The organism is Paenibacillus athensensis (genome assembly GCF_004514475.2).
In the GTDB taxonomy this organism is placed as follows: Bacteria; Bacillota; Bacilli; order Paenibacillales; family NBRC-103111; genus Paenibacillus_AL; species Paenibacillus_AL athensensis.
The window spans coordinates 1-14064 of record NZ_MYFO02000009.1 but is presented as its reverse complement, the minus strand read 5'-3'; the positions used below and the strand labels follow the sequence as shown (position 1 = coordinate 14064).

At 55.2% G+C, this 14064-nt stretch carries 10 protein-coding genes, 13 tRNA genes and 1 rRNA gene; 1 reads left to right on the top strand and 23 read right to left on the bottom strand.

Annotated elements, in window-relative coordinates; genetic code table 11:
* Nucleotides 1–212: 212 nt before the first annotated feature.
* The 13 genes from glmM to B5M42_RS16390 all read right to left on the bottom strand — a co-directional run bounded on the left by glmM (nt 213) and on the right by B5M42_RS16390 (nt 10926).
* Complete coding sequence (glmM, locus tag B5M42_RS16450; protein ID WP_134753975.1) at nt 213–1556, bottom strand: phosphoglucosamine mutase; 1344 nt, start codon at nt 1554–1556, stop codon at nt 213–215.
* A 46-nt stretch (nt 1557–1602) separates the two neighbouring features.
* Entirely contained in the window at nt 1603–2847 is a 1245-nt protein-coding gene (locus B5M42_RS16445; RefSeq protein ID WP_134753973.1) for a CdaR family protein, read from the bottom strand.
* Nucleotides 2840–3655 (bottom strand): diadenylate cyclase CdaA, encoded by an 816-nt coding sequence (gene cdaA / locus B5M42_RS16440; protein ID WP_134753971.1) that lies wholly within the window; start codon nt 3653–3655, stop codon nt 2840–2842. Before cdaA ends, B5M42_RS16445 begins: the two co-directional genes overlap by 8 nt.
* A gap of 221 nt (nt 3656–3876) precedes the next feature.
* Nucleotides 3877–4482, bottom strand: a complete 606-nt coding sequence (locus tag B5M42_RS16435; RefSeq protein ID WP_134753969.1) for a zf-HC2 domain-containing protein — start codon at nt 4480–4482, stop codon at nt 3877–3879.
* Nucleotides 4483–4566: 84 nt separating this feature from the next.
* Nucleotides 4567–5151 carry an RNA polymerase sigma factor SigW gene (sigW, locus tag B5M42_RS16430; RefSeq protein WP_134753967.1) on the bottom strand — a complete coding sequence of 195 codons (585 nt, stop codon included), beginning with the start codon at nt 5149–5151 and terminating at the stop codon, nt 4567–4569.
* A gap of 151 nt (nt 5152–5302) precedes the next feature.
* Nucleotides 5303–6172, bottom strand: coding sequence for an EamA family transporter (locus B5M42_RS16425; RefSeq protein WP_230632953.1), 870 nt, complete (start codon nt 6170–6172; stop codon nt 5303–5305).
* Nucleotides 6173–6301: 129 nt separating this feature from the next.
* Nucleotides 6302–9088 carry a phosphoenolpyruvate carboxylase gene (gene ppc, locus B5M42_RS16420; protein ID WP_134753965.1) on the bottom strand — a complete coding sequence of 929 codons (2787 nt, stop codon included), beginning with the start codon at nt 9086–9088 and terminating at the stop codon, nt 6302–6304.
* Between the two features lie 279 nt (nt 9089–9367).
* Nucleotides 9368–9441: transfer RNA gene (locus B5M42_RS16415), tRNA-Gly, on the bottom strand.
* Between the two features lie 19 nt (nt 9442–9460).
* Nucleotides 9461–9534: transfer RNA gene (locus tag B5M42_RS16410), tRNA-Pro, on the bottom strand.
* Nucleotides 9535–9553: 19 nt separating this feature from the next.
* Nucleotides 9554–9630 (bottom strand) — tRNA-Arg (locus tag B5M42_RS16405).
* 6 nt (nt 9631–9636) lie between these two features.
* Nucleotides 9637–9711, bottom strand: a tRNA-Gly gene (locus B5M42_RS16400).
* A 304-nt stretch (nt 9712–10015) separates the two neighbouring features.
* Nucleotides 10016–10231, bottom strand: coding sequence for a RidA family protein (locus B5M42_RS16395; protein ID WP_134753963.1), 216 nt, complete (start codon nt 10229–10231; stop codon nt 10016–10018).
* A 131-nt stretch (nt 10232–10362) separates the two neighbouring features.
* Complete coding sequence (locus tag B5M42_RS16390) at nt 10363–10926, bottom strand: TetR-like C-terminal domain-containing protein (RefSeq protein WP_134753961.1); 564 nt, start codon at nt 10924–10926, stop codon at nt 10363–10365.
* A 218-nt stretch (nt 10927–11144) separates the two neighbouring features.
* Here B5M42_RS16390 and B5M42_RS16385 point away from each other — a divergent pair, with 218 nt between their 5' ends.
* Nucleotides 11145–12644: a DHA2 family efflux MFS transporter permease subunit gene (locus B5M42_RS16385; RefSeq protein ID WP_134753959.1), complete on the top strand. Its 1500-nt coding sequence runs from the start codon at nt 11145–11147 to the stop codon at nt 12642–12644.
* 414 nt (nt 12645–13058) lie between these two features.
* Here B5M42_RS16385 and B5M42_RS16380 read toward each other — a convergent pair.
* The 10 genes from B5M42_RS16380 to rrf all read right to left on the bottom strand — a co-directional run bounded on the left by B5M42_RS16380 (nt 13059) and on the right by rrf (nt 14022).
* Nucleotides 13059–13143: transfer RNA gene (locus B5M42_RS16380), tRNA-Leu, on the bottom strand.
* Between the two features lie 60 nt (nt 13144–13203).
* Nucleotides 13204–13283 (bottom strand) — tRNA-Leu (locus B5M42_RS16375).
* 17 nt (nt 13284–13300) lie between these two features.
* Nucleotides 13301–13376, bottom strand: a tRNA-Lys gene (locus B5M42_RS16370).
* A gap of 6 nt (nt 13377–13382) precedes the next feature.
* Nucleotides 13383–13454 (bottom strand) — tRNA-Gln (locus tag B5M42_RS16365).
* Between the two features lie 9 nt (nt 13455–13463).
* Nucleotides 13464–13536, bottom strand: a tRNA-Thr gene (locus B5M42_RS16360).
* Nucleotides 13537–13565: 29 nt separating this feature from the next.
* A tRNA-Val gene (locus B5M42_RS16355) sits at nt 13566–13641 on the bottom strand.
* Nucleotides 13642–13661: 20 nt separating this feature from the next.
* Nucleotides 13662–13733, bottom strand: a tRNA-Glu gene (locus tag B5M42_RS16350).
* 7 nt (nt 13734–13740) lie between these two features.
* Nucleotides 13741–13816 (bottom strand) — tRNA-Thr (locus tag B5M42_RS16345).
* A gap of 1 nt (nt 13817) precedes the next feature.
* Nucleotides 13818–13893: transfer RNA gene (locus B5M42_RS16340), tRNA-Asn, on the bottom strand.
* Between the two features lie 12 nt (nt 13894–13905).
* Nucleotides 13906–14022, bottom strand: a 5S ribosomal RNA gene (gene rrf / locus B5M42_RS16335).
* Nucleotides 14023–14064: the final 42 nt, after the last annotated feature.

Genomic DNA, 14064 nt, shown 5'->3' with positions numbered 1-14064 from the left:
ACCCTGACAAAAGCTAAACCCTCTTTCCGTTTTGGCGAAAAGAGGGCTTGCCTCACGCCAGCTTGCGCGCTCTACGCAGTGCTGACCACCGCCGTGACTCCCGGCAACGCGCCAGGAGCATCGTGCAGCTTGCCAATCTGACAGTCCCCGAACAGTTGCGCGCGATGCGAATGCCGAGCTGCGCACAGCCTCCCGCTTCACAACCGCCTAGACTAGACCAGCTCCGCTTCAATCACGCGGGCAATCTCGTACACGTAAGCCTCAACCTGCTCTTTATCCGGCCCTTCGGCCATCACGCGAATCAGCGATTCCGTCCCCGATGGACGCACCAGCACGCGACCGTTGTCGCCCAGCTCCAACTCCACCTTGCGGATCGCTTCCTCAATCACCGGATTATTCGCATACTTGCTCTTGTCCGCCACGCGCACGTTGACGAGCAATTGCGGATACTTGCGCATAATTTGCTTCAGCTCGCTCAGCTTCTTGCCGGACTGCGCCAGCGTATCGACCAGCTGCAGCGCCGTCAAAATGCCGTCACCCGTCGAAATATGGTCGAGGAAAATCACATGCCCCGACTGCTCCCCGCCGAGATTATAGCCGCCCTTGCGCATTTCCTCCATCACGTAACGGTCGCCTACCGCCGTCTGCATGGCCTTCAAGCCCACTTTTTCAATCCCTTTGAAAAAGCCGATGTTCGCCATCACCGTCGTCACAATCGTCCCGTGGTTCAGCTTGCCCGCACGGTTCAACGCATCGCCGCAGATGCTCAAGATGAAGTCGCCGTCAACCTCGGCGCCCGTTTCGTCGACCGCGATCAGCCGATCCGCATCGCCGTCGAAAGCCAGCCCGATCTGTGCGCCGCACTCCGTCACCAGCTCGCGCAAGCGCTCGGGATGCGTCGATCCGCACTGATCGTTGATGTTGCAGCCGTTCGGCTCCGCGCCGATCGTCACCACCTCCGCGCCCAAGGCGCGGAACACCGTCGGCGCCAGCTCATACGCCGACCCGTGTGCGCAGTCGAGCACGATCTTCATGCCGCGGAAATCGCGGCTCTCGACCGTCGACTGCAGAAAATCCAGATACTGCTGCTTCGCCTGCAGATCATCAGACACCGTGCCGATCGCTGCGCCGACCGGCCGCGGCAGCTCATCGGCTGCTGCATCCAGCAGCCGTTCAATCTCCAGCTCCGTCTCGTCGAGGAGCTTGAATCCGTCGCCGCCGAAAAACTTGATCCCGTTATCCTCCACGGGATTGTGCGACGCCGAAATCATGACCCCCGCGTCAGCGCCCAGCCGCTTGGTCAAATACGCCACCGCCGGCGTGCTTACCACGCCCAGGCGAATGACATGCGCGCCAATCGACAGCAGCCCCGCCACCAGCGCGGCTTCGAGCATCGGCCCGGATATCCGCGTGTCGCGGCCAATGACGACCTTCGGCCGCTCGGCCTGCCCAGCGAGCACGTAGCCGCCGCAGCGGCCGATTTTATAAGCCAATTCGGGAGTCAAGCCGTCGTTAGCGACGCCGCGGACTCCGTCCGTACCAAAATATTTCCCCATGAATCTTCTTCTCCCTTTTCTCCGCTGACTTGGATATGCGCCTAAGCTAAGGTCTGGCCAGCTTAGGCGTCTTTTCGCTGATTTCCACAGTCGCCTTTAGCTCCTGCGGCGCGTTTTGCTTGACAAACGAAGGCAGGTTGAGCGTAACGCTCAGCTCGTGTTGGCCGGGCGGCAGGTTGCTGACATCGACAATCGCCTGCACGTCCTGGGCCTTGAGCGCGTCCATCAGGTCCGGCGCACCCTCCAGCGAGACGTTCACCTTGCCGCTTTCCGGCAAAATTACCTTCGTGTTAAAGGTTTCGTTCTGTCCGATGATCGTGACCGGAATATTCTCGAACGCCTTGGTCACTGACGGCACAACCTCCACCTTGACATTCACTTTGGCCGGGTCGACCTGCGTTACTTTATTCCTAAGCGGCACGTCCAGTGAATATTCCTTCGATTCCTTAATGTCCTGCAAATTGAGCTGCGGCCCCTGATAGAACTCCAGCTTATCGACATCATCCTGTGTGCCGTATACCGTCACCTTGTCCGGCGTCTGCACAATCGAAGCAATCGCAAAGCCCTTGGCCGGCTCTCCTTCGACTTTGAGCTGCAGCGGAATCGTCTGGAACGGGCTCGTAATCGGAATCTCGACATCGACCACCTGCGGCGTCATATCCAGCGCCAGCTCCTTGCCGTTCTTGTCGGCAGCCGTCAGACGCACCTGCTTGGTCACCGCCGACTGCGCGCCCTCCACCGATACCTCGCCGCGCACCTCTTCGATCTCGTCGAGCCGGCTTGTCGGCGCCGTGATGTATACCTTGTTCGGCTTGATAATCGGCTGGCCCGCCTTCAGCCCGGCCGCTGGCGTGCCGGTAACCTGAATGACAACCGGCACCTCCTTTTTCTGCTGCTCCTCGATCGCAACGTGTACCGTCCGCGGAATAATCTGCACTTCCAGATCGGACGGAATGCCTACCGCGTTCAGCGCAAGATCGTGCTGCCCTTTGCCGACATGGGTCAGGTCCAGCTCAATCGTATAGTTGTTGCTCGTCGTCACCTTTTTCACGCTCGACGCTTTACCGCGCAAAATAATTTGCACGTTCGAAGGATCCATCGACGATATATAGAACCGGCTTTCATCATATTTCTTCGTAATCGCCACATTATTGATCGTTTCCTCGCGGGTGCCGAGCGGCGAATTCTCGCTGACCGTGCTTTCCTCCATATGTACGACCACCCAGAGCAATATCCCGATCACCAGCGCCACCACGCGCACCACATTCGTATTGCGCAGCCATTTATCCATTCGAGCGTCCCCTCCATTTCAGGAAAGGATTCTTTTCCTTCGCCTTCGTCTTGGGCTTCAGCTCCTCGAACAGCTTGCCGATCAGCGATTCCTCCTTGATGTCGCGCACGATATGGCCGTTCATCGTCAGCGAAATCTGCCCCGTCTCCTCGGAGACGATCACGCACATCGCATCCGACACCTCGCTCATACCGATCGCTGCGCGGTGCCGCGTCCCCAGCTCCTTGCTGATGAACGGATTCTCCGACAACGGCAAGTAGCAGCCCGCCGCCATCAGCTGGCTTTGGCGGATGATCACCGCACCGTCGTGCAGCGGCGTATTCGGGATGAAAATATTGATCAGCAGCTCGGCGCTGATCCGGCTTTGTATGGCAATCCCGGATTCCACGTAATCGGTAAGGCCCGTCTCTTTTTCAAACACGATCAATGCCCCGATTTTGCGCTTCGCCAAATAATTAACCGCCCGGATCACCTCACCGATCCGTTTGTTCACATCTTGATCCTCCTCGCTGGAGGAACGGCTGAACAGCTTGCCCCGGCCGAGCTGCTCCAGAGCGCGCCTGAGCTCCGGCTGAAAAATAATAATGACCGCAAGCACCCCGAACGTAAACGCCTGATTCATCATCCACTGCAAAGTGCTCAGCTTGAACCAGATACTGATGACCCAGGTGATGACAACAACCAGAATCCCCTTCATCAGTTGGATGGCTCTCGTCCCGCGAACGAGCAGAATCAGCTTGTATATGACGTAACTGACGATCAGGATATCGACGATGTCCTTGATCGAAATCCCCGTGAGTAAGTCCATCTGATAGTTCTCCCCCAAACCCTGCCGACGTCCATCTCTTTTGTTCCTAACTATAGATAATACCATAATCCGGATCATACTTCTATTGCAGCGCCGCGCTTTGAGACTTTGGGACGATAAACCGCCCGCTTCGCCTATGACCGGGTCACTCTGCCCGCTTCCACGCCAAAAACCCTCCGCGCAGCACCGGGCCGCGGGAGGGTGAGAATGTCCATCCGCTCTTATTTCGACAGATTCGAGAAAAACTCGTTAATTTTGTACCAAACCCAGCTGACCGCTTCATCCACCTGTGTCACTTGGCCGGAAATATGCGCTGTTGATGCCAGATTCAGCGAGCCGTCGATCACGGTCAAATTGCCCGCAACGTCGCCCTCGACCTCCAGCTTTCCGCGCTGCACCACCAGATTGCCCTTGACCGTATGCCCCTTGGGCACGATCACCGTGTCGCCCTGAATGATGACATCCTGCAAATCGTTGCCCTTGACCATCAGCTCGTGGTCGTCGTTCCACATCGACATAAAGCTGCCTAGCATGACCAGAGCAAAGACAATCGCCACCGATACGGCCGGATGACGTCGCACCCATTCGCTCCAGGAGCTGCGCTTGCGCGCCGGCGGCAGGCCGGCCATAATCCGCTGCGTCAAGTCGGCCGGAACGGCTGGCGAGGGCAGAGAACGCACAATGGCATCGGTGTGCTCCAGTTGTTGAAACAACGCGCGGCAGGCTGTGCATTGCAGCAGGTGCTCCTTCAGCCGGAGCGCTTCCGGGCCCGTCAGATCGCCGTCGAGATATTCGTGCATGAGCGGGAGGGCCTCTTTACAATTCATGATCAGCCACCCCTTTCCTCTACTTTTTGCGTAATGTGGTATACCATACGTTTGAACTTCAAAAGTGTTTCACAAAAAAGCGGATTACAAACTGGTTCCATTTGTAAATTGCTCCAGCTTCTTTCGCAAAAACTCCCGGCCCCGGTGCACCCGCGTCTTGACTGTCGTCACCGGCATCTTCAGCACATTGCCGATTTCCTGCAGCGACAAATCGTGCAAATATCTCAAAACGACGATCGATTTGTACTTATCGGGCAGCGTATCGATTGCTTCGCGAATCTGCTCCTGCGTCTCCGACACGAGCACCTGCTTTTCCGGCGTATCCTCATGGCCGGGCAGCGCGGAATAATAATCCGCTCCGTCTCCTTCCGGCATTTCAGCGTCCAGCGAATAGGCATTGTGCTTGCGTCGGCGCAATTTGTCGATACACAGGTTCGTACCGATGCGGAAAATCCAGGTTGAAAATTTTTGATTCTCATCATACTTGTGCAAATTCGTATACACCCGCAGAAACGTCTCCTGAACGGCGTCTTCCGCTTCATGCTTGTTGCCCAGCATCCGGTAGGCCAAATAATAAATCTTGTCCTTGTAGAGCTCCACCAGCTCAGCAAAAGCGCCGCGATCCCCGTTGCGGGCCAACTTCGCCAACCGTGCTTCCACACTATTCACTGACTGTTCCTCCAACTTCCCGACATTCGGCAATCTCTACCAGAAAGACGGCGATTTCCGAGCGTTGCCCCACAGGGCTGCCGTTCGCTTGCCAGCTCCTGGCGGCCTTGCAGCTCGTCATCGCGCCTATATTAGACTTATACGCAGCCAGCTACGATTTGTTTTCAGAAATTATGATTCCGCCAAGAATACAGACCATCCCCAGCCATTGCCAGCCGTTTACCGGCTCATGCACGATCAGGAACGCGGCCAACACGGCAACCGGCAGCTCGACCGAGCCCAGCATCGCTGCAAGCGCGCTGCCGATCCGCGGGATCCCGATATTGAAGCTGATCGTGGGCACCACCTGCCCGAGCAAGCCAAGCAGCAGCCCCCAAAGCAGCAGCTCGCCGCTGCCCGCTCCCACAAACACAGTCGGCGGATACAACACGAACAACACGGGAATCGCCGCTGTAAGCATAACCGCCGATTTCATCAGCGGCGGCAGGTCGCTGCGCACCTGTCCGGTCAGAAACAGGAACAGGCTATAAGTGAAACCGGCCAGCAGACCGAAGACGAGCCCCCTGACGCTGAACTGGCTCCAGTCCGCTTCCACCAGATTCACAGCCAGTAGCGTGCCGATCAGAATGAGCGTAATCGCCGCCAGCTCAGCCTTGCGGGGCCAACGTTTGGTGGCGATACAATCCATCAGAATCGTCATCCACGTAAACTGGAACAGCAGTACAATCGAAAGCGAAGCATTCAGCTCCGCCAAAGCGATATTGTAAAAAATCGTAGTCAGCGCCAAGCCGAAAATGCCGATCAGCCCCAGCTTGATCCACGGACCGCGAAACGGATTTTTCCATGAGGGCTTGTGAAACGCAACCAACAGCCATACCAGCAGCGTGCCCAGCGTCATTTGCGCCGGTGTGATATGTCCGTCGTTAAACCCCCGTTCATAAGCAAGCTTGATAAAGGATGAGAGCAAGCCATAGCTTGAAGCTCCCACGATAACCAGCAGCACCGCTACCCAACGTCCCAAGCCGTCTGTCCCTCCCGCCTCCAGGCGCATTTGCGATTTGCGCAAGCACAGGAAAAGTCGAGCCGCTCCGCATCACCGGAGCACCCCGACTTTCTCATCCTGTCTAGCCGCATACCGTATTTTCCGGCATCAGCCTGTATTTCTCAGTCCCGCCGCAATGCCGTTAATCGTCAACAGCACCTCGCGCAGCAAGAGCGCGTCATCTTCATTGTTGTCCCGCAGCGCCCGCAGCTCAGCCAATAACTCGACCTGCATGTAGCTCAGCGGATCGACGTAAGGGTTGCGCAAGCGAATCGATTCCTGAATAACCGGCACATTGTCCAGAATCTCTTGCTGGCCGGTAATTTGCAGAATCAGCGACGAGGTCAAATCGTATTCTGCCCGAATCAGACCGAAGATACGCTCGGCAATCTCCGACTGCTTCACCATGTCGCTGTATTCCTTGGCAATCAGCAGATCGGCCTTGGACAACGCCATTTGCAAATTGTCGATCATCGAACGGAAGAACGACCATTCCTCGTACATCTTCTTGAGCATTTCCATATTCTCGGCTTTGCCCTGATAAAAGCTTTGCAGCCCCGTTCCCGCAGCGTACCAGGCCGGCAGCAGATAGCGGCTTTGCGTCCAGGCAAACACCCAAGGAATCGCGCGTAAATCCTCGAAGCGGTCGCTGTTCTTGCGCTTGGACGGACGGGAGCCGATGTTCAGCTCGCCGATTTCCGGCAGCGGCGTCGATTCCTTGAAGAACGTCAGGAAATCCGGGTCGCGGAAAATCAAATCCTGATACTTCGTCTGCGCCTGCTCGGAAATGCCTTTCATGATTGCTTCCCACTCCGCTTCCGACGGCTCGGCTTGCGGCGAACGCGCCATCTTCGATGCCGTGATCAGCGCGAACGTTGCCTGCTCCAGACTGCGGTACGCGATGCCCTGCAGCGAATAGCGCGACGACAGCACCTCGCCCTGCTCGGTGATCTTGATGCCGCAACCCAGCGTATCGGCCGGCTGCGCCAGGATACTCCGATTCAGCGGCATGCCTCCGCGGCCCAACGCGCCCCCGCGGCCGTGGAAGAACTTCAGCTTCACGCCGTGCTTCTTGCCCGTTTCCGTAATGTTGCGCAGCGCCATCCGCAGCTCCCAGTTGGCGGTAATGACGCCGCCGTCCTTGTTGCTGTCGGAGTAGCCGAGCATGATCTCGTGCATTTGCGTTTCCGGGTCCAGGCTCGCCTTGTAGGCCGGAATCTCGAACAGCGTGTTCATGATCTCCGGCGCAGCATGCAAGTCGTCAATCGTCTCGAACAGCGGCACCGATTGCAGCGTGCAAGTCACGCTGCCGTCGCTTTCCTTGCGGTACAGTCCCGCTTCCTTCGCAAACACCAGCACCTCCAGCAGATCGCTGGCGCCTTGCGTCATACTGATCAGATAACTGTTGATGCAGCCGCGGCCGAATTCCTGTTGTGCGCTGTACACCGTGCGGTACACATTCAGGCACTCCTCCGTATTCTCGGAATAATCCAGATACGTCGAAGTGATCGGACGCGGATCTTCGAGAATGTCGGTCAGCAGCTTGATCTTCGCCGTCTCCGACAACTCGGCGTAGTTCTCGACAATGCCCATTTTGGACAAAATTTCCGCCATCGCATTTTCATGCTCTTTGCTGTGCTGACGAATGTCCAGCGCGGCCAGATGGAAGCCGAACAGCTCCACCTGACGAATCAGCTTCTTGATATATTTATCGGCTACATAATGGGCAAAATGATTGCGCAAACTGCGGTCGATGATCTCCAGATCGGCGATAAGCTCGGCAGGACTGCTGTACTTCTGCGCAGCCGGCACGCCTGGATTGCCGGTATGATGAATCTTGTCGATCATGTACGTAACCTTGATCCGGTAAGGCTCTTTCTCATTGCGCCATACGTCCTGCACATTGCCCAGCGCCTCGCGGTCCTCCTGGATCGATTGCAGCAGCTCGTCGCTGACCTGGACGATATTTTTGCTGAAGCTCATATGGCCGAGCATTTCCTTGAGAATTTCTTCGTATTTCTGCAGCGCCAGCTGGCGGTGCAAGCCCAGCGTCTCCCAGGTCACCTTGGCTTTAACCGACGGATTGCCGTCTCGGTCGCCACCGATCCACGAGCCGAACTTGAGGAAGGACGGCACATGCCACTGCTCCTGCGGATAATATTTGTTCAGGCAGCGCTCCAGCTCGTAGTACACCTCTGGCAGCACGTCAAACAGCGTCTCGTCAAAATAAAACAGGCCGTTGCGCACTTCGTCGATAACCGTAGGCTTGCGGTCGCGCAGCTCGTCGGTTTGCCACAGGTTCAGCACCTCGCCCAGCAGCTTCTCGCGAAGCTGTTCGCGCTCGCGGTGCGTCAGCACCGGATTGTCGAGCTTCATCATGTCATCGGAAATACGCAGGTGAATGTCCAGCACCGCCCTGCGCATCGCTTCCGTTGGATGGGCCGTCATGACCAGCTCCAGCGAAATCGCCTGCAGAATGTCCTGCACCTCGCGGTACGGCACATTGTTGTTTTTCAGCTCCTGCACAATGCTTTCAATCGAGCCCGGCTGTACAATCTCGCCGGAGGTCCGCTCGTAATCGCGCTTGCGGCGAATCCGATGATTCTGCTCGGCAATGTTGACCAGCTGAAAATAAATCGCGAAAGCCCGAATCACCTGATGCCGGATCTCAGGAGCGAGCAGGCTGATTGTCTTTTTGAACTCATCGTATATCTCCGGCACAAAATGAGCGCGAAGCGATTTGCTCATCTCTCTGATTTTCTCCACAACGTCGAGCAGCTCATGACCGCCCTGATGCACCAGCACCTCACCCAGAATATGACCCAGGAAGCGCACGTCGCGGCGCAACAGATTGTTGGTCGTCTGCTTTTGTTGGGCGTTACCGTTCTCTGACATATTCTCCACCTCATCAATCTTCTTTGCTGCGGTAAAGCTTCTCTCTAGCAAAAACCATTTCAGAATATTTTACCACAAGTTCATTGCCTAGTCATAGACCAAAATTAAAAAAAGCCTGAATAAACCTCCTGGTAAATTATACCCACGATCATTGCAATTCAATAAACGCCGGTCACAATTTTTCGTAAAAAGATGAACGCTGACCCGTCAGCGCTTTGCCCAAGCCGATTCCCAACAATCAAAAAAACCACCGCAACGGGTGGCTGTCATGTCGCAATATGGAGCGGGTGATGGGAATCGAACCCACGCTACCAGCTTGGAAGGCTGGAGTTCTACCATTGAACTACACCCGCAGGTGTGAGGTGAAAATTATCGGGACGACACGATTTGAACATGCGACCCCCTGGTCCCAAACCAGGTGCTCTACCAAGCTGAGCTACGTCCCGATCTTTATCATGGTAAGAATGGCGTGCCCAGAGAGATTCGAACTCCCGACCTTTTGATTCGTAGTCAAACGCTCTATCCGGCTGAGCTATGGGCACACACTATGGAGCGGAAGACGGGATTCGAACCCGCGACCCTCGCCTTGGCAAGGCGATGCTCTACCTCTGAGCCACTTCCGCATGATGCTTGACTGCTGTCCATGATTCCATCCGATTCCCCGCAAGAGCTTGTCCTGCCAGGTGAACCTGTGTTTCATATTTCAGTGTCAAACGCGACAAGTGTTAATATATCAGGTTTCTTGAGAAAAAGCAAATGTTTTTGCAAAAAAAATTCTAAAACCGATTTTCGGCACCTGTTCCCACTTGCAGCTGGACTTTGCGCCCTCTGTTCAGCCCGATCTCCAAAAAGCGCGGGAACGCGAGCCCACCGCGGGCCGGACGGCACTCCGGCGGTTGGAATTACGCCCCAATGCTCGATATCCGGCTAAGCCTTGATCGCCAATTCCGCCGCGAGAACGACGGAACAGCTCACTTCCTCCCCTACGCGCCCGAACGGCCCAATTACCGTTCCGTCCGCCGCCTGCGGCCCGTGACCTGATACAAACATCCTGCTGCCGTGTACGCGCACCCAGGCGAAGTCCAGAACGACATCGGCAGGCACCTTGGCTGCTTCCGGCAGCACCAGCCCCATTTCCGCCAAACGTGTTCAATGCTCATTGCAAACACACCTCATCTGGATGAAATGAAAGCCGCTTCCTGTTTTGTCCAACGCGGCATCGTGATGCTTTGGCTCGTCGATTGGCACACTAAAGACACCCAAAGCGTGAAGCTTCATAAATGTGGAGCCATTTTGATAATCTGCTTGGCCAAAAAAGCCGGCCGATACGGCATATCGTTGCGAAGCCAAAAAATAATCGTTCCGATAATCGCCGAGGTCAAATACCACGTTCCGATATCCGCAGGGACGCTGGTCTGCGCTGATGAGCTAAGCCGATGCTCGATCCGGCTCGATATCATGCCAATCGTCACACTCAAGAACCGCTCGGTAAATACCGGCACCCGCTTGGTCGCCAGCAGAAGCTTGAACAGCTTGGCGTTCTCTGCGATATGCTCAAGCATCACCACCAGCACCTCAGAGGGCTGTTCATCGGCGCCGCGGATCGCCTCTTGCATTTCGGAAATAATATCGTCAGCCATTTTCTCCAGCATATCCGGAATGTCCTTGTAATGCAGATAAAAGGTTACCCGGTTGATGGTCGCCCGCTCGGTAATCCGGTTCACCGTAATTTTCTCCACATCAATTTCACCCAGCAGATCCACAAAAGCTTCCCGGATCAGCTGACGCGTTCGCACAACGCGCGGGTCCAGCTTGACCGTTTTTCCCGAACCATTCATCCTCCAGCCCTCCCACAGCTTTCAAAATAACCATTGCTTACGATATGTCTAATATCTGATTCATAAACGACAATTAATCGCTTCCATGTTGATTAATCGACACACGGCTTCATCCTGTCGCTTGCCGCCTTGCATATCACGTTTTATAATTCAACAATGAGTAAATTATACTACACTCTGTTTATTAAAATCCATTCCAGAAAGGACCGAACCCTTCCATGACTTCCACTCAGAGAACCGGCGACTCTATCAAAAGAGGCCCCTTACTCTTCGTCATGATTCTCGGCGCATTTATTGCCGTGCTCAACCAAACGATTATGAGCGTAGCGCTGCCGGAGTTGATGACCGACTTCCAAATCGCGGCTTCCACCGCACAATGGCTGACCACGGGCTACATGCTCGTCAACGGCGTCCTGATCCCGATTACCGCCTATCTGATGCAGCGCTTTACGACGCGCGAGCTCTTCCAGACCTCCATGCTGCTGTTTCTGATCGGTACCGTCATCTGCGGGCTTGCGCCGGGCTTTGAAATCCTGCTCACCGGACGGCTGATTCAAGCCGCTGGCGCAGGTATCATTATTCCGCTGCTGATGAACGTTATTCTTACCCTGTTCCCGCCGGATAAACGCGGCGCTGCAATGGGGATGGTCGGCTTTGCGCTCGTCTTCGCTCCGGCCATCGGACCGACGGTTGCCGGCTACGTGTTAGGCCATTTCAGCTGGCGCGTGTTATTTTATAGCATTATTCCTTTAGCCGTTATCGTCATCGTCGTAGCATTTATCTATTTGAAAAATGTCGCCGAACGCACGTTCCCTACCCTCGATATGTGGGGCGTCATTGTTTCAACCATTGGCTTTGGCACCATGCTGTACGGCTTCAGCACTGCCGGCAGCAAAGGCTGGTCCAGCGCAGAGGTCGTTTCCCTGCTGATTATCGGCGCCGTTGCGCTCATTGCATTCGCTTGGCGTCAATTGACCATCAAACATCCGCTGCTGGATCTGCGCGCTTTCCGGTACAGCATGTTCTCACTGACCACCATTATCAACATCGCCGTCACAATGGTGATGTACGCCGATATGATGCTCTTGCCCCTGTATCTGCAAAATGTTCGCGGCTACACGCCGCTTGAATCCGGCCTGCTGATGCTGCCCGGCGCTCTCCTGATGGCTGTGATGATGCCGATTACCGGCAAGCTGTTCGACCGTTTTGGAGCCAAATGGCTTTCCGTGATCGGCATGGCCATTACGATTGTCACGACGCTTGGCTTTGTGAACTTGACCGACGCTACCAGCTACACTTACCTGGTGCTGATGTCTACAGGCCGCCGCTTCGGGATGGCCATGTTCCTGATGCCTATTACAACAGCCGGTCTGAATCAGCTGCCGGCCCGCCTGAACGCTCACGGTACCGCGATTTCCAACACCATCAAGCAAGTTGCCGGTGCGATCGGCACCTCCTTGCTCGTAACCGTCATGACTACGCGTACCAAAAGCCATTTGACGGAAATGATGACTTCCGCAGGAGCCAACGCCAACAAACAGCATCTGCTGCAGGAGGCGACCATCCAAGGCATCAACGATGCTTACCTGGTCATTATCGCCATCGGCGTGATCGGCTTGATTCTTTCATTTTTTATTCGAAAAGTGACTGCCGCTCCTGAAGCACAAGAGGTCCCGCTCGGCAAAGCCAAGCTGGCCCAAAACGAAAGCCCGGCCTGATACGGCCGCTTCCTTCCTCCAAAATAGCAAAGAGCGCGCGAGATGATGTTCTCGCACGCTTTTTTTGTGTTTTAACGCCTAAGGGCGGGCATGAATACTTTTCCCCTACCTGGGCAAATCAAGTGTCTTTGCGCCGCTTATAACGCCTGTACCAAGGTCTATTAGCGAGAGGTCTGTCCCCTACGCGGCTAAGAGAGCCCGGTGCCGGCTATAGAGAGGTGTAATGGCTCCCGCGGCCCTACAACCTCTACAACCGCTCAAGCTTCAGCCACAACCTTTTTGAGCAGCAGCAAGTAGCTTCACTAGTCCATGCGGACAACATGATTCACGGTCCAATCATCATCCATCTCTAGATAATCAGGCAATAAAAAAAGCCACAGGGCACAAGCCCCGAGGCTGTTCGGTTTGGGTAGATGCGGTCGAGAGGACTCGAACCTCCACGGGGGGTTAGCCCACACGGACCTGAACCGTGCGCGTCTGCCAATTCCGCCACGACCGCATAATCAAAGAAAAACCACCGTTCCCGATCATTCATTCGGGAGAAGAACAAGTAAAAGCATGCGCGTAGAGGGACTTGAACCCCCACGGTCTCCCGCCAGATCCTAAGTCTGGTGCGTCTGCCAATTCCGCCATACGCGCAAATCGTTGCTCACAAATGGTGAGCCATGTAGGACTCGAACCTACGACACCCTGATTAAAAGTCAGGTGCTCTACCGACTGAGCTAATGGCTCAAGAAACTGGGGATCTAGGATTCGAACCTAGGCATGACGGAGTCAAAGTCCGTTGCCTTACCGCTTGGCTAATCCCCAATACAAACATGCCGTCGAGAGGACTTGAACCCCCAACCTACTGATTACAAGTCAGTTGCTCTACCAATTGAGCTACAACGGCATAATCTTGTGTCCACTTCTAAGTTGAAGTGGTGGAGGCTGACGGGATCGAACCGCCGACCCTCTGCTTGTAAGGCAGATGCTCTCCCAGCTGAGCTAAGCCTCCATATTTATATAGAAAGAAAATGACCCGTAGGGGATTCGAACCCCTGTTACCTCCGTGAAAGGGAGGTGTCTTAACCCCTTGACCAACGGGCCAAACAACTGGAGCTTCCAACCGGAATCGAACCGGTGACCTCATCCTTACCATGGATGCACTCTACCTACTGAGCTATGGAAGCGTGGCTCCCCGAACAGGACTCGAACCTGTGACAACTCGATTAACAGTCGAGTGCTCTACCAACTGAGCTATCAGGGAATATGAAGTTCTGCTTGGCAACGTTCTACTCTCCCGGAACCCTGCGGTTCAAGTACCATCGACGCTGGAGGGCTTAACGGTCGTGTTCGAGATGGGAACGCGTGGGTCCCCTCCGCCATCATCACCAAACAGTCAGTCCAATACCTTACGGTATTCCCTGAAAACTAGATA